Source organism: Laedolimicola intestinihominis, from assembly GCF_040096155.1.
In the GTDB taxonomy this organism is placed as follows: Bacteria; Bacillota; Clostridia; order Lachnospirales; family Lachnospiraceae; genus Laedolimicola; species Laedolimicola intestinihominis.
The window spans coordinates 1-19,131 of the sequence record NZ_JBBMFE010000017.1 but is presented as its reverse complement, the minus strand read 5'-3'; the positions used below and the strand labels follow the sequence as shown (position 1 = coordinate 19,131).

The window sequence follows — 19,131 nt, the reverse complement described above, 5'->3', positions numbered from 1 at the left end:
TTATGGAAGAGAACAGAACTACAGTAAATAAAGTGCCGGTTATCGAACTGCGGCATGTAGATAAACATTTCGGAGAGCTGCACGTATTAAAGGATATCAATTTATCCGTGAAAAAGGGCGAGGTCGTCGTAGTCATCGGCCCCTCCGGTTCCGGTAAATCGACCCTGTGCCGGACCATCAACCGCCTGGAGACCATTGACTCCGGAGAAATCCGCATCGACGGAACGAAGGTTCCGGAGGAAGGACGTAAGCTGGCTGAGCTTCGCTCCCAGATCGGCATGGTATTTCAGTCCTTCAACCTGTTTGCCCACAAGACCATTCTGGACAATGTGACCATCGCGCCGATGGATGTACTGCATAAGCCGAAGAAAGAGGCCCGGGAGGAAGCCATGGAGCTTCTAAAACGGGTCGGCGTAGACAATCAGGCTGCGAAAGTACCGGCTCAGCTTTCCGGCGGCCAGCAGCAGCGTGTGGCCATCGCCCGCGCTCTGGCTATGCATCCCAAGGCAATTCTTTTTGACGAGCCCACCAGCGCCCTGGATCCGGAGATGATCGGCGAGGTACTGGACGTCATGACAGAGCTTGCGAAGGAGGGCATGACCATGGTGATCGTCACTCACGAGATGAATTTCGCGAGAAAGGTGGCCGACCGGGTCATCTTCATGGACGGCGGCAGCATCATCGAGGAGGGCGCACCGGAGGACTTCTTCGAGCATCCGCAGACCAGGCGGGCTCAGGATTTCCTGAATTCAGTGAAGGCCCATTAAGGCGTCGGTTACGGACAGAAAAAGGGAAGAGAGGAACTACACATGTGTGAATTATTTGGTCTGAACAGTGCCGAAAAAGTAAATTGTAACGAGCTTCTGGGAACCTTCTTCAGCCACGGAGAGACCAATCCGGACGGCTGGGGACTGGCTCTTTTTGACGGCAATTCCGCGTCCATCGAGAAGGAACCCATTTCCTCTGCGGAAAGCGTCTATCTGAAGCATCGTCTCAGCGATGAGATCGTCGAGGACGTGGTTCTGGCCCATATCCGCAAGGCCTCCAAGGGTGGGCTGGAGTATAAGAACTGCCATCCCTTCAAGAGACGGGACGCCTCCGGACGGCTGTGGACGCTGATTCACAACGGCACCATTTTTGAGAGCGCCCGGGTGGACGCCTACATCGGGAAGCAGCACGGCGGTACTGACAGCGAGCGGATCCTGTACTACCTGATTGACCAGGTGGACGCGGCCATCGCGAAAAAGGGCGGGGCGCTGACGGATAAGGAGCGCTTTGAGACGGTCAATCAAGTGATTCGCGATATTACGCCGGAGAATAAGGTCAACCTGCTGATTTACGACGGCGACTTGTTCTACGCTCACACGAACTTCTATGAGACCCTGTTCCGCCTGCAGAAAGGCGACACCCTGGTGGTAGCCACCAAGCCCCTGACCGACGACCCGGCCTGGGAAAAAGTCCCCATGAGCACTCCGCTGGCCTACCGGAAGGGAAGGCTGGTCTTCGAGGCAGAGCAGCATCCCTATGAATTTATTGATAAGGTACCGCGGGACAGCGAGTATCAGAATGTAAAATAGAAGACAGAGCATAAAAAACGGCTGTATTCGTATTTGGTCATGCGAATACAGCCGTTTTTAGGTACTCTTAATTTTCTTTTATATTTTGCCGAAGCTGTGTCAGACGATCTGCCACAAGCTGAGCAAAGGTGAACTGGATCGTAGTGATGGGCAGAAGGGTATGGTTCCATGCGCTGGGCATATGGAGCGTCACAACTTCGGAAACCTTATGACGAAGCGGATGCTTGGCAATTCCGGATACCAAAATAATATAGGGACGCTTCTCGGGTGGCAGATCAGTCACGAGAGAAAGGAAATCCCGATGGGAAGGATTGGCGATAGAAAAAAGGAAAACTACGTCTGTATTTTTCAGAATATGCAGAGTCTCCATCTCCTGGGAAGCGAAAAGCATGTGGCAGGGGGAACCAAGTACAGTTAGACAAAAAGAAAAGGTCTGGGCGGTACACATGCTGCTTCCATAGCCGGAAGCGTAGATGTTGGTTGCATTGAGAATCCGCATGACCAGAGAGTCCAGCAACTCATCCGGAAGCGCCTGTCTGGTCCGCATTACATTATCACACATAAGATGCGCACAGTCATCCGTATCTTCCTGGAGCTGAATGGATGATTTATTCGAGGGAGGAAGATTTGCGATATATCCCCCGGTCATAGACAGACGAAAATCCGCAAATCCGGAAAATCCGGCTTTCTGGCAGAAACGGCTGATAGCGCTCTGCGACACTTTATATTTGGATGCGATTTCCATAGAAGAGTTGGTGCTGAAAGAATAAGGATCTTTCTGAACCAGTTCATATATTTCAAGTTCTTTTGGCGTAAGCGTGTCTTTGCAAGCCTCAATTTTATCCCATATATTCACGTTATTTTACCTCATAAAATTAAATTCTTTTAGAATTATAACATTTAAATTTAACATATTCAAGTGCTGTAAATGAGAATCAACCGAGCGGAATGCATAAAAATGATAAATAATTTTTGTTGAATGTGCCAGTCAAAAAGATGTTGAATGAATCATCCAAACATGTTACAATCTGGTTAGTGAATGAGAGAACCAAAAAGGGAGGGTCAAAATGGTTCAGTTTGAAAGCGAAAAGATTTCACCGGCCATTACCCGGATCAAGGACGGAAGCGATGTGTGCGAGTACCTCATCGAGGGAAGCGAGCGGGCAGCACTGATTGACACCGGATATGGAATCGGAGATTTAAAGGGATTTGTAGAGACATTGACAGAGAAACCGTACGACGTATTCATTACCCATGGTCATGTGGATCATGCAGCGGGAGCATCCCAGTTCCCGGAGGTAAGAATGAATCTGGCGGATATGGATGTGGAGAAAGAGCACTGCACCGTAGAGTTCCGGAAGGAAATGGTGAAGAGCCACACGAAGCTGAATGTGGAGGATGCGGATTTCGTACCGCAGCGGACAGAAAGCTTTACCGACCTGCAGGACGGCGAAGTCTTTGATCTGGGCGGACTGACACTTCGATGGATTCATGTGCCGGGACATACAAAGGGCATGATGGTGGCGCTGGTAGAAGAGGAGCGCACCGTATTCTTCGGAGACGCCTGCGGAGTCGGCGTACTGCTGGCACTGCCGGAATCCGGTACCGTGGAGGGCTATCTGAAGAGCCTGAAGAAGCTGAAGGGCTTCGAGGATAAGTACGACACCGTACTTCGTCAGCATGGCACTTACTGTTCCACCAAGCGTGTATTGGATGACAATATTGAAAACTGTGAATTGATTCTGGCCGGTACAGACGACAAAGTTCCGGCAGAGGTCATGGGAAAGGCCTGCTACAGAGCGCGGAAATTTGATCCGGCGACCGGAGCGCGTCTGGACGGACATGAAGGAAATATTTTATACGATCCGGAACGGATTCGATAAAACATAAAAGAGAGAGTATTGGAGGAAAATGTTATGGCAAATGGTATCTTACACTTCCGTGTGGACGACCGAATGATTCACGGAATCGTGGCAACTGATTGGGTTCCCGCTTACAATGCGACCCGTGCGATGGTTATCGATGGACCGGCTTCTACGAACGACATTGTCCGCTCTGGACTGAAGATGGCTTGTCCGGCCGGCGTGGCCCTGTCCGTACTGGCGCCGGAAAAGGCTGTCGAGAATATCAAGGCAGGCAAGTACAGCGCACAGAGAGTGTTCGTAGTATTCCGTTATATTAAGACCGCTTATGAAGTATTCAAAGCAGGCGTGGAAATCCCCCAGCTGAATCTGGGCAATGTAACCCAGAACAAGGGCGAGACCACCACTCTGGATAAAACAGTCCGTGTCTCCGATGAGGAACTGGCGATGCTGCGTGAGATGGCAGCCGCAGGCGTGAAGATTACCGCACGCTTCCGTTTCTCTGATAACGAGACCGAGCTGAATGGAAAACTGAATTAAAGTCGCAAGACTTTGATATATCGAAAGGAGAAAGAGAGTTATGTTTAATCCGCTACAAGTAATTTTATTGGCGCTGCTGGTAGGCGTCTGGACATGGCAGAAATACAATCTGCAGATGTTCTACTACGCATCAGTAGCTTATCTGGGCTTTTTCACTGGCCTTATCATGGGAGATGTGACCACAGGTATGCTGGTCGGAGGTTCCATGTGTCTGATGAGTCTGGGACTGTTCGGAGCAGGTGGCTCCAGCGTTCCGGAGTATCAGGTAGGCTGTATCGCAGGCGCTGCATTTGCAATCGCCATGGGTAAGAGCGGCCAGGACGCTGTCACCACAGCGCTTACCGTAGGTGTTCCGGTAGCTGCTCTGGGTACTCAGCTGGACGTGCTGGGCAAGACTTCCGGTTCCATCTTCGTTCATAAGATGATGGCATGCTCCGAGAAGCAGGACTGGAAAGGCATGGGCGTCTGGATGTGGGCTTCCCAGATTCCGTTCATCGGCGTATGGGTACTTCCGATTATCCTGCTTACTACCGTAGGTTCCAGCTATGTAGAGCTGGTTATCAACGCTATCCCGGCATGGCTGAACGCAGGCCTGAATGTAGCCAGCGGAATGCTTCCGGCACTTGGTTTCGCTATTCTGCTTCGTCAGATGCCGCTGAAGAAATACGGATATTTCCTTCTGGCTGGTTTCGTAATGGCTTCTTACCTGGGCATGAGCATGCTGGCTATCGCAATGGTTGGCGTAGTAATCTGCATGTTTATCTTCCAGATGAAAGAGGAAAATGACAAGCGTACTGCAACTGCAACAGTACAGGGAGGAGATAACGAAGATGAGTGAGAATAATAACGTTTTAAGCAAAAAAGATATAAATCAGGTTCTGAGACGTTATGTACTTTCCCGTCAGACCTGCTTTAACTATGAAACCATGCAGTCCGGTCCGTGGGTATGGTCCATGCATCCCGCTATGAAGAAGATTTATCAGGACGATCAGGTTCTGACTGAAAAGTACAGAAGCTATTTTAAATTCTTCAACTGCCATCCATGGTTTGGCCAGCTGATTATGATGGCTACCCTGGCTGTAGAGTCCACAAAGGACGAGCATGCCACAGAGACCGCGCTGGATGTACGTACTTCCTTGATGGGACCGCTGGCAGGCCTGGGCGACGCTATCGTATGGGTACTGCTTCCGACCGTACTGGGCGCGATTGCAGGATATCAGGCACAGAACGGCAGCATGTTCGGTACTGTTCTGGCTGTAGCAGTCAACATCGCACTGTGGCTCGTATTCTGGAAACTGGCTTATCCGGTATATAAGACAGGTGTAACCTTTATCACAGAGAAGAGCGCTTCCTTAAGAAACCTGACCGAGGCTTGCTCTATCCTGGGTATCATCGTTCTGGGAGCCATGGTTGCTTCTACTGTAAATGTCAACATCGCTTACTCCTGGACCGTCGGAGACCTGACACAGAACCTGGGCGACCTGCTGAATACCATCATTCCCTGCTTCGGAAATGTGGTTGTAACAGGACTTCTGTACTGGGCACTGGGCCGCAAGAAGATGACCTCCGGAAAGCTTATCTGGATTGTCATTATCGTAGCAATTATTCTGGGAGCGCTTGGAATCTGCGCATAACAGATACATAGGAAAGTGAAGGGAAGCTGCTGCATGGATATGCGACAGCTCCTTTTAAAAAGGAGGAAATTCTCATGAGAGCAGCAACCTGTCGAAAAGAGATTACACCGACCGGGAAATTCTTTCCCTGTCAGCTGATGGGACATGCGATTCGAACTGACGCGGCAGTGGGAATCATGGATCCCCTGTGGGCCACATCCATTCTTCTGGAAATCGGAGAGACGAAGCTTGTCTGGGTGACTGTGGAGCTGATTGGTCTGGATCGGGATTATACAGAAAAATTACAGAAAACCATAGCGGAAAAATATGGAATGCAGAAAGATAATATTGTGATCTGTTTTGTACATACCCATTCCGCGCCGGAGTATCAGGAGGTCGCTTTGTTTGGCGGACCGGGCGCGGTGCCGGGGTATATGGATTTCGTGGCAGAGCAGATTCTGGCGAGCGTGGACGGCTGCTTTGCGGCAAAACTGCGTGAGGTAGAGGCTTACGGCAGAACTGTACAGATCGAGGGCTGCTACGGCAACCGGAACGGAAAAGATAAGCCCTGCGATAAGGCATTTACTAGTATCAGCTTCCGGGACGGCGATGAGGTCGTGGCGGGCGTAGGCAGCTTTGCGTGTCATTCTACGGTACTTGGTCCGGATAATCTGCTGGTGAGCAGCGATCTGGCCGGATATGTGGCAAGAGCGCTTGAGAAGGAATGGGGCGTCTATCCGGTGATTATGATCGGTGCGGCCGGCGATGTGAGCAACCGTCTCTATCGCCAGGGCAATGACCTTAAGGAGCTGAACCGGGTCGGCTCGGAGATGATGAGCCAGGTGATTTCCGCGCCGGAGACGAAGCTCCAGATCGCGGAGCCGAAGGTGCATACCTTCCATTTTGAGGAAACCTATTACCCGGAAAAGGCGAAAAAGCAGGCCCAGTATGATGAGATTGCGCAGAAGATCGAGGCGGCGAAGACCTTTGACGAGAAGAAAGTATATTCCTCCGCATTGGCCATCGCGAAAAACGGGCTGGAATGCAAGCCTTTCCATCTGGATTTAAACAGTGTATACTTGGAAATGGTGGATCTGAAGATTCTGACTGTTCCGGCGGAGCTGTTTTCCAGATTCGGCGTACAGTTGAAAGAGGCTATGAACTGTGTATGCCCCATCTGCTGGTGCTACAGCAATTATAATGTGAGTTATCTGGGAAATAAGGAGGATTACGGCGCGTCCTTTGAGACAGCGGCATCCGATATTCCCATTGGAACGACCGAGAAGATTGTGGAGGAACTGAAAACCTTTATTCAGAAAGTAGGAGAAAAATAGTATATGAAGCTTTTAATCATTAGTCATGGAGATTTTGCAGCAGGAATTACAAGCACCTTAAAGACCTTTTTCCAGATCGAAAATGTCTATTCCGCCTGTGTCACACAGGAGGGCGGAACCGGCGATCTGCTGGACAAGGTACACGGATATCTGGATCAGTGGGGAGATGAGCTGGTGGTTATCTGCTCTGACTTAAAGGGCGGAAGCGCGAACCAGGCGGTATTGCCGTTGCTGGAGAGACCGAACACCTTCCTGATTTCCGGTATGAATCTGTCTCTGCTTTTACAGCTTGGCATGGAGCCGGAGGTGACGGCGGAGGGCATCCGGGAGATGCTGGAGGCTGCAAAGGAAGATATGACATTTATCAACGATATGGCTCTGGGCCAGATGGATGAGGATGACGAGTAAGGCATGATGAGACAGGAACAGCTTGCGGAGACGGCCCGGAGGATCCGGCTGGTTGCAGTGGATCTGGATGGAACGGGACTGACGGACGAAAAAGAGTTTACACCCTATACCAGAAGAACCCTTCAGGCGCTGATCGACAGGGGATACCAGGTGGTTCCGACTACCGGGCGCTCCTACTACGGTCTGGTGGAGAACCTGCTGAAGCTTGACGGCGTGAAGTACGCGATCACGGCGGACGGCGCCTTTGTGACGGAGCATGAGACTGGGACGCGGATCTGGGAGAAGACGATTCCCTGTGAGACAGCGGCTTCCCTGGCGGATGAACTGCTGGAGGATGGCAACTGCGTCTATTATCACAGAAATGACGCGCGCTGCACCCATGTGATGGCGTGTACGGATCGGGAACTGTATGAGAACCATATCTGGCGTCCCGGGTTCCCGGATCCGAAAGGCCTGGTGACGGAGCATTTCGGCGACTGCATTCGTGAACTTAACGAGGACGTGGTGAAGATCGGTCTGTTCTTCGACCTGGAAGCCTACAGCTTTGAGCGCTATGAGGGGCTGATGCAGGAAAAATATCCTGAGATCAGCTATTTCCGCGCGGATCGGAACAGCCTGGAAATCACAAGCTGCGAGACCAGCAAGGGTAAGGCCCTGGCCTTCCTGGCTGGCCGCCTGGGTCTGGACCCGTCGGAAATCTGCGCCTTCGGCGACAATGGCAACGACGTGGAGATGCTGCGTTACGCAGGCCTCGGTGTCGCCATGGGCAACGCCATCCCGGCCGCGCAGGAAGCCGCAGACCACATCATCGGCACCAATAATGAAGAGAGTGTGGCGAAATTCATAGAGGCATATTTTCTGAAATAAGTCTGAAATAAGCCATAAAAATTGCTTGACAAACATAACTTCATCAGGTACAATATCACTGTTGTGACACATGAAAGTTATGTGAAAGCAATTTGCCCAGATAGCTCAGTTGGTAGAGCAGAGGACTGAAAATCCTCGTGTCACTGGTTCGATTCCGGTTCTGGGCATGTACTGAGCACTTAGCGAGGTGTTTTCGAGTTTAGTGTGAAGACACACCTGGACACTTAGCGAAGTGTTTTCGAGCTAAGTGACCATGGTGTTTCCATGTAAATATTCTCATAGCGTCTGCGGGTGTAGTTCAATGGTAGAACACCAGCCTTCCAAGCTGGATACGTGGGTTCGATTCCCATCACCCGCTTATTTTTATGCCTAAATTTAAGTAGAGCAGGTGATGGGAATCGAACCTTCGGTTCGTTCTCTGCTCCGGTCGGTGTTAAACAGGTGCCGCTGGCACATTCTTTTTTAGTTTTAAAACCCCGATTGACGGCGCCAGAACATTGCAGTAAACTATTCGTGATTAGAAAGAACGAGGAGGACGCAGCTATGGCAATTTCATATGGAAAAATGGTAATCATCGGCGCTGGCAAGGTGGGAAGCGCGATTTTGAATTCGGTTCTGCGGATGAATATCCTGGATGAGATCGTGGTGGTGAACCGCAACCAGAAAAAGGCCCTGGGCGAGGTGCTGGACGCCAGCCATACCACGGCGTTCGCCTACAGCGCCAACGCGAACATCCATGTGGGCGGCTACGAGGAGTGCGCGGACGCCCAGATCATCGTGGTGACTGCAGGTCCCAGCATCCAGCCGGGTAATTCCCGTGACCGTATGGTGCTGCTTGAGAAAAATGTCAACGTCATGAACGATATTATGGAGCAGATCACCCGCTATACCCGGGAGGCTATCATCATCGTGGTGTCCAATCCGCTGGACATCCTGACCTACATTGCCCAGAAGAAATTCGACTACCCGGCCAATAAGATCTTCGGCACCGGCACTTTGCTTGACACCGCACGCTTCAATAAGATGCTGGGCGACCTCTGCGGCGTGGACGCCAAGAACGTGACAGGCTTCGTGCTGGGAGAGCACGGCTCCACCTCCTTTATCCCCTGGAATACTGTGAACATCGTGGGTGTGCCGTTTTCGGAATTTGAGAAACAGTTTGAATTAAAGGAAAAACTCGACAAAGAAAAGCTGCTCCATGATACGAAGGTCATCGGCCTGGACATTGTAGAGCTGAAGGGCTACACCAGCTCCGGCGTGGCCTTAAGCGCCTGCCGTCTGATCGGCAGCATTGTCCGCAACGAGAAATCCGTGGTGCCTGTCTCCACGGTGCTGTCAGGCCAGTACGGCCTCACCGGAGCAGCCATGAGCCTGCCCTGCGTCATTTCCAAGAACGGCATCGACCGGGTACTGGAGCTGCCCCTGGACGAGCAGGGAAAGAGCGACCTGCAGAAGTGCTATGAGCATCTGCGGACGGCCATCGAGAGCGTGTATACAGAAGCATGAGCCATTATGTACCGCCAGTCATAAAGAGGACTGGCGGTAATTTTATGTAACAGTTTGATGGATATAAATTTATGCATTACTAAGAATTTCTCAGGAGTTACGTAGTCATATTTTAAATAGGTAATCTGGGTAAAAATTTGGTAAATTCCTGTATACAATGTATAAATCTATATACAGACCTGACGGTATATGATATAATGCCCTTTGGTAACAATTTACAACAATAGAATAATATGCAAAATAGGTTTTCATGCGTCAAGTGTTCAGCGGATGGGGAGTTGCCGCCGAAACGAAAAGTTCGTCTTACGGTATGGAGACCGCACCCGTTGCAGCAATATAAGATTAAATGAACAGCGTCTCATATTGTGAAGGGATATTTTCGTCATATGTTCTGTCACAGCCTGGAGGTGCTGTTTTTATGATGGATTATGAGAAAATCAAGGCCGGAGTCCAGCTTATGCTGGAGGGAATCGGCGAGGATGTAACAAGAGAAGGTTTATTGGAGACACCGGATCGGATTGCGCGTATGTGCGCTGAGATCTACGGCGGCCTGTACGAGGATGCGTCGGTGCATCTGAAAAAACAATTCACAGTCGAGCGGAACGACATCGTAGTAGAGAAGGATATCACCTTCTATTCCGTGTGCGAACATCATTTACTCCCCTTTTACGGAAAAGCACATATCGGGTATATACCGAACGGTAAGGTAGTAGGCTTAAGCAAGCTGGCCCGTACCGTAGATGTATTTGCCAGAAGACCCCAGATTCAGGAAAAGCTCACGTCCCAGATCGCGGACGCGCTGGAGGAAAGCCTGGATCCCCAGGGCGTTATCGTCATGCTGGAGGCTGAGCACATGTGTATGACCATGCGCGGCATCAAAAAGCCCGGCAGCAAGACCGTCACCATGGTGACCACCGGCTGCTTTGAGAACAATTTTGAGCTGCAGAATCGTTTTCTGAGCATGGTGCGTCAGTAATGGGCGGCATGGAGCGCGTAAACCGGATCTGGAATCACCCGGCCTATCAGGAGGCCCTGGGAAAGCTGACGGCCTACGAGGCAGAGCGGGAATTCTGCCGCCATACGCCGGAGCATTTTCTTGCTGTGGCCCGCCTGACTTATCTGCTTGCCTTGGAACAGGGGGTAGAAGCTGATAAGGAAATCATCTATGCGGCCGGACTTCTGCACGATATGGGCAGATACCTTCAATATGAAAATGGGATGCCCCACGACGAGGCAGGCGTGAGGCTGGCCGGGCCCATTTTGCAGGACTGTGGTTTTTCGGAAGGCGAGAGCGCTGAAGTGCTGAAGCTCATCGGAAGCCACCGGACCAAAAGCGACAAGGCCGACCTGCCGGGATTGTTCTACCGGGCGGATAAGCTGTCGCGGAGCTGTTTTCTGTGTCCATCCCAGGAGGACTGCAACTGGCCGGAGGAAAAAAAGAACCTGGAGATTCGATTATAACCCGGAAAGGAGAGTGGCTGTTCCTGATAACTGGAAGCGCTGAGCGCCGAGGGCACAGAACAGCTACAGTGAAAATGTATGAAAATCGGAACCAAAGAATTCGACGTAAAGAATAAAACCTATATCATGGGAATCCTGAATGTGACCCCGGATTCCTTTTCCGACGGCGGCAAATGGAATCACATGGACGCAGCGCTGGCCCATGCGGAGGATATGATCCGCGAAGGCACCGCCATTCTGGATATCGGCGGTGAATCCACCCGTCCCGGACACCAGCAGATTACCGAGGACGAGGAAATCCAGCGGGTAGCTCCGGTCATCGAAGCAGTGAAAGCCCGCTTCGATGTCCCTGTGTCCATCGATACCTACAAGGCAAAGGTGGCAGCCGCAGCCATCGAGGCAGGCGCCGATCTGGTTAACGATATCTGGGGCCTGAAATACGACCCGGAGATGGCCGGACTCATCGCTCGCACCGGAGTGGCCTGCTGTCTGATGCACAATAAGAACAACACCGAGTACCAGGATTTCTACCCGGATATGCTGCGGGAAACCGCAGAGTGCGTAAAGCTGGCGAAGGAGGCGGGTATCGCTGACGATAAGATTATCCTTGATCCGGGCGTAGGTTTTGGAAAAAATTACGAGCAGAATCTGGAGACCATTTTACATATGGAGCGGTTCCATGAGCTGGGATATCCCATGCTGCTTGGCACATCCCGTAAATCCGTGATCGGTCTGACCCTGGATCTTCCGGCAGATCAGCGGGTGGAGGGAACGCTGGTGACTACTGTGATGGCTGTGATGAAAAAGTATGCCTTTGTCCGGGTTCACGACATCAAAGAAAATCAGCGCACGATCCAGATGACCGAGGCGATTCTGAGAGCAGGAGAGAACTAAATGGATAAAATACAGATCAAAAACCTGGAAATATTTGCCAATCACGGCGTATTCCCGGAGGAAAATAAGCTGGGACAGAAATTTGTCATTTCCGCGACCCTTTACACTTCTACCCGGAAGGCGGGGAAGACGGACGATTTAACTGCCTCCATTCATTACGGCGAGGTCAGCCAGTTCATCACAAAATTTGTTCGGGAGCACACCTGGAAATTGCTGGAAACGGTGGTGGAGCAGCTGGCGGAAGCCATGCTTCTGCAGATTCCCCATCTGGAAAAGGTGGAGCTGGAGATTAAAAAGCCCTGGGCTCCGGTGGGACTGCCTCTGGAGACTGTGTCTGTCTCCATTGAGCGGGGCTGGCATACCGCCTACATCGCCATGGGTTCCAATATGGGCGACAAAAAAGCTTATCTGGACATGAGCGTGCTTGGACTGCAGCTCACGAAAGGCTGTATCGTAGAGACAGTGGCCGATTATCTGGCAACAGAGCCCTACGGCTACACGGAGCAGGACGAATTCCTGAACAGCGTCATGAAGATCCGGACTATCCTGCCGCCCCATGAGCTCCTTGATCGTCTCCACGAGCTGGAGCAGGAGGCCAACCGGGTCCGCGTGATCCACTGGGGTCCCCGGACGCTGGATCTGGATATTCTATTGTACGACGACCTGATTCTCGATGACGAGGAGCTTCATATTCCCCATATCGAGATGCACAAGCGAGATTTCGTGCTGATTCCGTTGGCACAGATCGCGCCATGGGTGCGGCATCCGGTATACAACCAGACGGTGCAGGAGCTGCTGGACAGATTAAAATAAGAAAAGCGGCAAGACTTTCTTTGTGATATCCTGAAAACCGCTTGATTTTTCATCTGGATATGGGTACAATATTATCAAATCACGATTTACCAAATCACGATTTGATAATGAGGGGAGGGCACGCCTATGTTTGTCGGAAGAGAAGCTGAGATGAAATTTTTACAGGATAAATACGCGGAGGACGGTGGTCAGCTTATTGTGCTGTATGGCAGACGGCGTGTGGGAAAAACAGAAACACTGCGTGAATTCTGTAAGGATAAGCCGCATGTATTCTTTTCCTGTACGCAGACCACGGAACGCGTGCAGCTCCGTAACTTTTCGGGCCGGATGCTCAAGGAGAATATTCCGGCACGGAACTACATTTCTGAATTTTCCGACTGGGAAAAGGCGTTTCGTGCGGTGCAGGATCTGCCCTATGGCGACCGGAAAAAGTTGCTGGTGATTGACGAATTCCCGTATATGTGCCGTGGAAATAAAAGTATTCCCTCTATCCTGCAGAATCTATGGGATGCAGAGCTGCGAAGCAGCAATGTAATGATAATTCTCTGCGGCAGCGCCATGAGCTTTATGGAGAAGGAATTGCTGTCGGAGAAAAATCCTCTTTATGGGAGAGCCACAGGCATTTACAGGATGAGAGAAATGGGCTTCTACGATGCCGCAAAGTTTTTTCCTGATTATTCGGATCGGGATAAGGTGCTGGCCTATGCCGTTCTCGGCGGTATTCCGCATTATCTGCGTCAGTGGAATCCGAAACGGTCCGTAGATGAAAACATAAAGCAAAACATTCTGACAAAGGGCTGTATTCTGTACAGTGAGGTGGAATTTCTGCTCCATCAGGAACTGCGGGAGACACCAATCTATAACTCTATTATCGAGGCAGTGGCACTCGGCAACACAAAGCTGAATGACATCAGTCAGAAATCGCTTGTGGAGGACACGTCCAAAACCAGTGTGTATTTGAAAAATCTGATGGAACTGGGTATTGTGGAGCGGGAGTTTTCCGTGGACGCAAAAATTAAAGAATATGGAAATTCGGGTCGTGGAATCTATCGGCTGACAGATAACTTCTTCCGCTTTTGGTATGCCTTTGGTTTTGCGAATTTCTCTCAGCTTGAGGATGGCGATGTGGATGGCGTGTATGAATATGTGGTGAAACCTGCACTCCATGAGTTTGCCGCCTTTGCGTTTGAGGATGTTTGCCGGGAATTTGTGCGTGAAATGCAGAAGAAAAATGAACTGCCTTTCCGATATGCCAAAATGGGACGATGGTTTGGTAAAACCACGGTTCGGGACGAAAAAGCGCAGGGTGGTCTGCGGACGGCAGAAACTGAGATTGACCTGCTGGGTATAGACAGAGAGGCAAAGGAATATCTTGTTGGAGAGTGTAAATTCAAGGGAGCGCCATTTTCTTACTCAGAGTATCTTAATACCCTGGCAAAGCTTGCTCCTGAAAAAGAGAAAGCTAGGTTTCACTATGCGCTATTTTCGGAAAACGGGTTTGACGCTAAAATTGCGGCTCATGCTGCAGAAAATGAAACACAGCTCTATACACTTGACCAAATTGTCCGTTACAAATAAACCGGTATCTGACACCTGTATCATAAAAAGACATTCAGCACTGACAATAAAAAGCAAGACAGGACTGTATCATGGAAATTCAGGATACGTCCTGTCTTGCTTTTGGCTATAAAGAAACGGAGGAGGAGGGATTTGAACCCTCGCGCCGGTGCTACCGACCTACTGGTGTTCGAAGCCAGACCCTTCAGCCACTTGGGTACTCCTCCATTGCTGAGAACCAGCGACTAATAGTATAATATATTTTCCGGCGCATTTCAAGAGCGGGATTTCAAAATCGCCTGCCTGTGTTATGGTACAGAGGAGCTGATTTATATAAAAGAAAACCATTTTGGTGCTTCACTACATTCTATAAGTGTAAGATAAAATTCTTATAAGTCGACTTAAAGAAGAAAGGTAAAAGGATAACCATTTATGAATGATCATGAAATCGAGCAGTTTATCCTTACATATGGCTGTGATATTCTGCGCTTTTGCCGGATGACTGCCGGCGGAAGCGAGGCAGGAGACGATCTGTATCAGGATACCATGCTGAAGCTGACTGAAAAAAAGCAGACATTACTGCTTGGCCCGCACACGAAAAGTTATGCCTTATCCACAGCCTTGTTTCTCTGGAAAAACAGCAGAAGAAAATACGCCGCCAGAAACCGCATACTTCCTATGGAAAGTGTGGAGGCGCTGGAAGATACCGGCTGGCAGTGTCCGGCTCAGGCCAGTGTCATTTCCCCGGAGCAGGAGCTTTTGCAGCAAAATGAACTGGAGACGGTACGAGGTGTTGTTGCCGCTTTGCCTGAGAAATATAAGCTGCCCGTTTACCTGTTTTATTCTGCCGATATGCGGATCTCTGAAATAGCAGAAATTCTGCACATTCCGGAGGGGACGGTAAAAACAAGGCTCAGAAAGGCGAAAAATTTATTAAAAGCCAGATTGGAGGCACTCGGTTATGAACGATGAGAGACTGGAGCAGCTTTTAAAGCAGGCCCTTATTCCTGAAATTAAGGAGGACGATTTGAAAATGAAGAGAAAGACAAGAAGTTCATCTGTAACTCATAAAACTGTTCCAAGAAGAACGATAAAAAATCGGAGGCACCTTCCGGCAGCAGTGGCTGTGGCAGCACTTCTCATAGCCTCATCTGTTACTGTCTTTGCTGCCTGGCGCGCTCTCTCTGCCAGGGACGTGGCAATGGCCAATGCGGACGAGCAGCTGGCATCGCATTTTGAGCAGAGCAATTGGCTTTCAGAATATGAGACACAGCACTGCAGTGATTATGATATCACACTTCTGGGTGTGGTCTCCGGTAACGAAATCTCCGAACATTTATCCAAGGATGATCAGGGCAAGGTGGATGGAGACAAGACCTATATTGCGGTAGCTATCGCCTACGCAGACGGAAAGCCCATGCCGGATGTGCAGAGCGACAACTTCGAGCGCACACAATTTTTTGTATCCCCCTATATTCATGGCCTCAATCCGGAAAAATATAATGCCTATACCTTAAGCGGCGGCGTTACCTGCTTTGTCTCAGACGGGATCCAGTACCGGCTGGTGGAGACTGACAATGTGGAATACTTTGCGGACTACGGCATCTATGTGGGAGTGTCCGATGGCGATATGTATAATAATCAGGCATACATCTATGATACGGATACCGGTGAAATACTCAGGAGCGAGACCTATCAAGGGGTAAATGCCCTGTTTGACTTGCCGGTAAACACTGCAAAAGCAGATTCTGTAAAAGCTTCCGGAATTATTGCCGACATCAATGATTCGGAATCGAACGGAGGATATCTTTGGATATTATCGGAGGGCGACCGGTGGCTCAACAGCCTTACGACGGAAAATATAAATGAAAAAGCCAAACCGGTGGAAGACTCCAGAAAAACCGTTACCGCAGAGGAATTTATCTTTGAGGAATCCGGAGAAACATCGGCTGACGCGGATACGGCTGCTGCAATTATGAAGGAATATTTCCCGGACGGCGCCGGAATGAGTGCCATCATGGAAAAACATACGGCCGCCATGGACGATGCCTGGGTGGAGACCTATACGCTGAATCCGGATGGAACGATTACCTGTCTGAGATATGTTCCCAGATAGCGTCCTTTAAAAGTCATAAGAAACCATATCGTATACACTGAGTTCTAACAGTAAAAAAAGAAAACGGGTACAAGCCGGCAACGCTGGGTTTGACTGGTGTTTTGTATTTAGTTACCTGCAAAAGTTAGGATATATTTCCCATAAATTTTCAAGTCCAGTCCTCCATAACAGTCTCCCGCAAAGCCAGCGTTCCGCCGTGCTCGATTACATAATCCGCATATTCCCGTGCCTCTTCGACCTGTCCGATCTCTCGCAGATAAGCACTGAGCAGTCCGGCGAACATCACCTGTTCATAAGGAACCCGCGGCTGCGTAGTCTTGAGCCGTTCCACGGCCTGTTCCTGCCGCCCTTCCAGCCAGTCCAGACGGGCCCAGAGCGCCGTGCTTCGCTTCAGCAGCCGTCCGCCCTGTTCCACGATACTGCGGTAGCGCACGGCGTCCTTATCCTGATAAGCGTAATGTGCCTGGATATTCAGGGAAAGCTGCCGGTAAATCAGGGCATTTCGTTTGGACCTCCAGCCGTTTTTCATATAAAGATCCGCCACATCCACCTGTCCGCAGGCTAGCAGCGCTTCTACATAAAGCTGCTCAAAGAAGCGCCGTTGTCGTCTGGCTACATTCCGAGCCTGCTTCTGATTTTTGTATATATCGTAGGGGACATATCGCGTTCCTTCATCGGCGATACGAAGGAGGCGCTTGGCGTCACAGCCCATATACAGAATATTCCGGAGTGCCTTAAAATTTTTCACCCCTGCAGCGCCGCCCCGGATCACAGCCAGCAGCCCGGAAACCAGAATAATCAGATACATCAGCCAGTTTTTCTCCCAAAACCACCCGTCGACTCGATAAGTAAATCCGGCTGTCGTCACTGTCCGCGAAAACGGCGGTCCCAGCAACACACTCGTAAGCATCATCAGCACGATAATTGCCGCAAAGTACAAAGTTAGATTCTGACGCACAGCGCGTTTCACATTTTGATAATAGGTAGTCAGTTCAGTCATAATTATCACCCTTTTTCGAAAGAATATAATTTAATTATAACGCATTTTCAGGAAGAAAATATGATTTTTCTCTTAAAAATTGGCATAAAAATCTGCCCGGGCGATCCGTCTCAACCCCTTGTGAGAATCCCCAATCTATGCTAAACTAACCATAAGTATTGCCATGCACCCTCAGCATCGGAGCACACACTACAGATGCATGGCGCGCAAATTAAATATATGGAGGCATGCAATATGAAAAGAATCGGAATGCTGACCAGCGGCGGAGATTGCCAGGCACTGAACGCGACCATGCGCGGAATCGTAAAGGGTGTATGCAACGCACTGGACGAGGTAGAGCTTTACGGCTTTGAAGAAGGCTATAAGGGCCTGATTTACGGAAATTACCGGATGCTGACCCCGAGAGATTTTTCGGGAATCCTGACCAAGGGCGGAACCATCCTGGGAAGCTCCCGCCAGCCCTTCAAAATGATGCGGGTGCCGGATGAAAACGGACTGGACAAGGTGGAGGCCATGAAGCACACCTACCACAAGCTGCGCCTGGACTGCCTGGTGATTCTGGGCGGAAACGGAACCCAGAAGACTGCCAACCTTCTTAGGGAGGAGGGCCTGAATATTATCCATATGCCGAAGACCATCGATAACGATATCTGGGGCACGGATATGACCTTTGGTTTCCAGAGCGCAGTGGATATCGCTACGGATTGCATCGACTGTATCCATACCACGGCAGCCTCCCACGGCCGTGTATTCATCGTGGAGGTTATGGGACACAAGGTAGGACAGCTGACCCTGCACGCAGGTATCGCCGGAGGAGCGGATATCATTCTGATTCCGGAGATCCCCTACAGCATCGACAGCATCTGCAAGGCCATCGAAGCCCGTAACAAGCAGAAAAAGGGCTTTACCATCCTGGCTGTAGCCGAGGGCGCGATTCCCAAGGAACGCGCGGAAATGAGCAAGAAGGATTTGAAGAAATTCATGGAGACCTACAAGTATCCGACCGTGTCCTACGAGATCGCGGATCAGCTGACCAAGCGCTTAGGCACCGAGGTGCGCGTCACCGTTCCGGGTCACACCCAGCGCGGCGGCAGCCCCTGCCCCTATGACCGGGTCCTGTCCACCAGACTGGGCGCGGCGGCTGCACAGGCCATCGTAGACGACGCTTATGGGTGCATGATTGGTATTGTCAATGGAGAATGCCAGCGGATCCCGCTGGAGGAGTCCGCAGGCAAGCTGAAGTTTGTAGACCCAAATTCTTCCATTATATCAGAAGCGAAGATGATCGGCATCAGCTTCGGAGATTAAAACAACAAAGGGGAATTGATACATGTCGTATATGGCCCTCTACCGGAAGTTTCGACCTACAGAGTTCAGTGACGTCCGGGGACAGGATCACATTGTAACCACATTAAAAAATCAGATTAAAGCAGACAGAATCGGACATGCCTACCTGTTTTGCGGTACCCGCGGTACCGGAAAAACAACGGTTGCGAAGATCTTCGCCCGGGCGGTGAACTGTGAACACCCGGTGGACGGCAATCCCTGCGGAACGTGCGCGGCGCGCCGCCCGGCTGCACGCG

The 19,131-nt window shown here is 50.5% G+C and carries 21 protein-coding genes, 3 tRNA genes and 1 riboswitch; of the genes, 21 read left to right on the top strand and 3 right to left on the bottom strand.

Annotated elements, in window-relative coordinates:
* Positions 1-2: 2 nt before the first annotated feature.
* Both WMO29_RS14555 and WMO29_RS14550 read left to right on the top strand, forming a co-directional pair.
* On the top strand, positions 3-767 hold the full coding sequence (locus WMO29_RS14555) for an amino acid ABC transporter ATP-binding protein (protein ID WP_349165280.1): 765 nt from the start codon (positions 3-5) through the stop codon (positions 765-767).
* Positions 768-809: 42 nt separating this feature from the next.
* Positions 810-1,577, top strand: coding sequence for a class II glutamine amidotransferase (locus WMO29_RS14550; RefSeq protein ID WP_349165279.1), 768 nt, complete (start codon positions 810-812; stop codon positions 1,575-1,577).
* Positions 1,578-1,644: 67 nt separating this feature from the next.
* On the opposite strand, the gene WMO29_RS14545 is transcribed toward WMO29_RS14550, so the two are convergent.
* Positions 1,645-2,433, bottom strand: a complete 789-nt coding sequence (locus tag WMO29_RS14545) for a MurR/RpiR family transcriptional regulator (RefSeq protein ID WP_349165278.1) — start codon at positions 2,431-2,433, stop codon at positions 1,645-1,647.
* A gap of 211 nt (positions 2,434-2,644) precedes the next feature.
* On the opposite strand from WMO29_RS14545, the gene WMO29_RS14540 reads away from it, so the two are divergent.
* From WMO29_RS14540 to WMO29_RS14470, 15 genes are all read left to right on the top strand, one after another.
* Positions 2,645-3,460, top strand: coding sequence for an MBL fold metallo-hydrolase (locus WMO29_RS14540; protein WP_349165277.1), 816 nt, complete (start codon positions 2,645-2,647; stop codon positions 3,458-3,460).
* A gap of 33 nt (positions 3,461-3,493) precedes the next feature.
* Positions 3,494-3,979, top strand: coding sequence for a PTS sugar transporter subunit IIB (locus WMO29_RS14535; protein ID WP_349165276.1), 486 nt, complete (start codon positions 3,494-3,496; stop codon positions 3,977-3,979).
* Positions 3,980-4,019: 40 nt separating this feature from the next.
* On the top strand, positions 4,020-4,817 hold the full coding sequence (locus WMO29_RS14530; RefSeq protein ID WP_349165275.1) for a PTS mannose/fructose/sorbose/N-acetylgalactosamine transporter subunit IIC: 798 nt from the start codon (positions 4,020-4,022) through the stop codon (positions 4,815-4,817).
* The gene (locus WMO29_RS14525; protein WP_349165274.1) at positions 4,810-5,613 is read left to right on the top strand and encodes a PTS system mannose/fructose/sorbose family transporter subunit IID; all 804 of its coding nucleotides are present in this window, start codon (positions 4,810-4,812) and stop codon (positions 5,611-5,613) included. Before WMO29_RS14530 ends, WMO29_RS14525 begins: the two co-directional genes overlap by 8 nt.
* A 74-nt stretch (positions 5,614-5,687) precedes the next feature.
* Positions 5,688-6,926, top strand: a complete 1,239-nt coding sequence (locus WMO29_RS14520; protein WP_349165273.1) for a neutral/alkaline non-lysosomal ceramidase N-terminal domain-containing protein — start codon at positions 5,688-5,690, stop codon at positions 6,924-6,926.
* A gap of 3 nt (positions 6,927-6,929) precedes the next feature.
* The gene (locus WMO29_RS14515; protein WP_349165272.1) at positions 6,930-7,334 is read left to right on the top strand and encodes a PTS sugar transporter subunit IIA; all 405 of its coding nucleotides are present in this window, start codon (positions 6,930-6,932) and stop codon (positions 7,332-7,334) included.
* A gap of 3 nt (positions 7,335-7,337) precedes the next feature.
* Positions 7,338-8,201 carry a Cof-type HAD-IIB family hydrolase gene (locus tag WMO29_RS14510; protein WP_349165271.1) on the top strand — a complete coding sequence of 288 codons (864 nt, stop codon included), beginning with the start codon at positions 7,338-7,340 and terminating at the stop codon, positions 8,199-8,201.
* A gap of 94 nt (positions 8,202-8,295) precedes the next feature.
* A tRNA-Phe gene (locus WMO29_RS14505) sits at positions 8,296-8,368 on the top strand.
* A gap of 120 nt (positions 8,369-8,488) precedes the next feature.
* Positions 8,489-8,559 (top strand) — tRNA-Gly (locus WMO29_RS14500).
* A 185-nt stretch (positions 8,560-8,744) separates the two neighbouring features.
* Complete coding sequence (locus tag WMO29_RS14495) at positions 8,745-9,707, top strand: L-lactate dehydrogenase (protein WP_349165270.1); 963 nt, start codon at positions 8,745-8,747, stop codon at positions 9,705-9,707.
* Between the two features lie 234 nt (positions 9,708-9,941).
* Positions 9,942-10,038: riboswitch (THF riboswitch) on the top strand.
* 87 nt (positions 10,039-10,125) lie between these two features.
* The gene (gene folE / locus WMO29_RS14490) at positions 10,126-10,683 is read left to right on the top strand and encodes a GTP cyclohydrolase I FolE (RefSeq protein WP_178040147.1); all 558 of its coding nucleotides are present in this window, start codon (positions 10,126-10,128) and stop codon (positions 10,681-10,683) included.
* On the top strand, positions 10,683-11,168 hold the full coding sequence (locus WMO29_RS14485) for an HD domain-containing protein (protein WP_349165269.1): 486 nt from the start codon (positions 10,683-10,685) through the stop codon (positions 11,166-11,168). Before folE ends, WMO29_RS14485 begins: the two co-directional genes overlap by 1 nt.
* Positions 11,169-11,246: 78 nt before the next feature.
* Complete coding sequence (gene folP / locus WMO29_RS14480; RefSeq protein WP_349165268.1) at positions 11,247-12,062, top strand: dihydropteroate synthase; 816 nt, start codon at positions 11,247-11,249, stop codon at positions 12,060-12,062.
* Entirely contained in the window at positions 12,063-12,875 is an 813-nt protein-coding gene (folK, locus tag WMO29_RS14475) for a 2-amino-4-hydroxy-6-hydroxymethyldihydropteridine diphosphokinase (RefSeq protein WP_349165267.1), read from the top strand. It begins immediately after the preceding gene.
* A gap of 126 nt (positions 12,876-13,001) precedes the next feature.
* Positions 13,002-14,453, top strand: coding sequence for an ATP-binding protein (locus WMO29_RS14470; protein WP_349165265.1), 1,452 nt, complete (start codon positions 13,002-13,004; stop codon positions 14,451-14,453).
* 117 nt (positions 14,454-14,570) lie between these two features.
* On the opposite strand, the gene WMO29_RS14465 is transcribed toward WMO29_RS14470, so the two are convergent.
* Positions 14,571-14,659, bottom strand: a tRNA-Ser gene (locus WMO29_RS14465).
* 205 nt (positions 14,660-14,864) lie between these two features.
* Here WMO29_RS14465 and WMO29_RS14460 point away from each other — a divergent pair.
* Both WMO29_RS14460 and WMO29_RS14455 read left to right on the top strand, forming a co-directional pair.
* The gene (locus tag WMO29_RS14460) at positions 14,865-15,404 is read left to right on the top strand and encodes an RNA polymerase sigma factor (protein WP_178040161.1); all 540 of its coding nucleotides are present in this window, start codon (positions 14,865-14,867) and stop codon (positions 15,402-15,404) included.
* The gene (locus WMO29_RS14455; RefSeq protein WP_349165264.1) at positions 15,394-16,548 is read left to right on the top strand and encodes a hypothetical protein; all 1,155 of its coding nucleotides are present in this window, start codon (positions 15,394-15,396) and stop codon (positions 16,546-16,548) included. The genes WMO29_RS14460 and WMO29_RS14455 overlap by 11 nt, the downstream gene beginning before the upstream one ends.
* Before the next feature lie 148 nt (positions 16,549-16,696).
* Here the strand turns inward: WMO29_RS14455 and WMO29_RS14450 are convergent, their stop codons facing one another.
* Complete coding sequence (locus tag WMO29_RS14450) at positions 16,697-17,548, bottom strand: hypothetical protein (protein WP_349165263.1); 852 nt, start codon at positions 17,546-17,548, stop codon at positions 16,697-16,699.
* A 234-nt stretch (positions 17,549-17,782) separates the two neighbouring features.
* Between WMO29_RS14450 and WMO29_RS14445 the strand changes: the two genes are divergently transcribed.
* Positions 17,783-18,856 (top strand): 6-phosphofructokinase, encoded by a 1,074-nt coding sequence (locus WMO29_RS14445; protein WP_349165262.1) that lies wholly within the window; start codon positions 17,783-17,785, stop codon positions 18,854-18,856.
* 22 nt (positions 18,857-18,878) lie between these two features.
* Positions 18,879-19,131, top strand: a 253-nt coding sequence (locus WMO29_RS14440; protein WP_494337553.1) for a DNA polymerase III delta subunit-related protein, incomplete at its 3' end; no start/stop codon positions are given.

Coding starts and splice junctions, on each gene's coding strand:
- WMO29_RS14555 (WP_349165280.1), top strand. CDS start 3: ATGGAAGAGAACAGAACTACAGTAAATAAAGTGCCGGTTATCGAACTG.
- WMO29_RS14550 (WP_349165279.1), top strand. CDS start 810: ATGTGTGAATTATTTGGTCTGAACAGTGCCGAAAAAGTAAATTGTAAC.
- WMO29_RS14540 (WP_349165277.1), top strand. CDS start 2,645: ATGGTTCAGTTTGAAAGCGAAAAGATTTCACCGGCCATTACCCGGATC.
- WMO29_RS14535 (WP_349165276.1), top strand. CDS start 3,494: ATGGCAAATGGTATCTTACACTTCCGTGTGGACGACCGAATGATTCAC.
- WMO29_RS14530 (WP_349165275.1), top strand. CDS start 4,020: ATGTTTAATCCGCTACAAGTAATTTTATTGGCGCTGCTGGTAGGCGTC.
- WMO29_RS14525 (WP_349165274.1), top strand. CDS start 4,810: ATGAGTGAGAATAATAACGTTTTAAGCAAAAAAGATATAAATCAGGTT.
- WMO29_RS14520 (WP_349165273.1), top strand. CDS start 5,688: ATGAGAGCAGCAACCTGTCGAAAAGAGATTACACCGACCGGGAAATTC.
- WMO29_RS14515 (WP_349165272.1), top strand. CDS start 6,930: ATGAAGCTTTTAATCATTAGTCATGGAGATTTTGCAGCAGGAATTACA.
- WMO29_RS14510 (WP_349165271.1), top strand. CDS start 7,338: ATGATGAGACAGGAACAGCTTGCGGAGACGGCCCGGAGGATCCGGCTG.
- WMO29_RS14495 (WP_349165270.1), top strand. CDS start 8,745: ATGGCAATTTCATATGGAAAAATGGTAATCATCGGCGCTGGCAAGGTG.
- folE (WP_178040147.1), top strand. CDS start 10,126: ATGATGGATTATGAGAAAATCAAGGCCGGAGTCCAGCTTATGCTGGAG.
- WMO29_RS14485 (WP_349165269.1), top strand. CDS start 10,683: ATGGGCGGCATGGAGCGCGTAAACCGGATCTGGAATCACCCGGCCTAT.
- folP (WP_349165268.1), top strand. CDS start 11,247: ATGAAAATCGGAACCAAAGAATTCGACGTAAAGAATAAAACCTATATC.
- folK (WP_349165267.1), top strand. CDS start 12,063: ATGGATAAAATACAGATCAAAAACCTGGAAATATTTGCCAATCACGGC.
- WMO29_RS14470 (WP_349165265.1), top strand. CDS start 13,002: ATGTTTGTCGGAAGAGAAGCTGAGATGAAATTTTTACAGGATAAATAC.
- WMO29_RS14460 (WP_178040161.1), top strand. CDS start 14,865: ATGAATGATCATGAAATCGAGCAGTTTATCCTTACATATGGCTGTGAT.
- WMO29_RS14455 (WP_349165264.1), top strand. CDS start 15,394: ATGAACGATGAGAGACTGGAGCAGCTTTTAAAGCAGGCCCTTATTCCT.
- WMO29_RS14450 (WP_349165263.1), bottom strand. CDS start 17,548: ATGACTGAACTGACTACCTATTATCAAAATGTGAAACGCGCTGTGCGT.
- WMO29_RS14445 (WP_349165262.1), top strand. CDS start 17,783: ATGAAAAGAATCGGAATGCTGACCAGCGGCGGAGATTGCCAGGCACTG.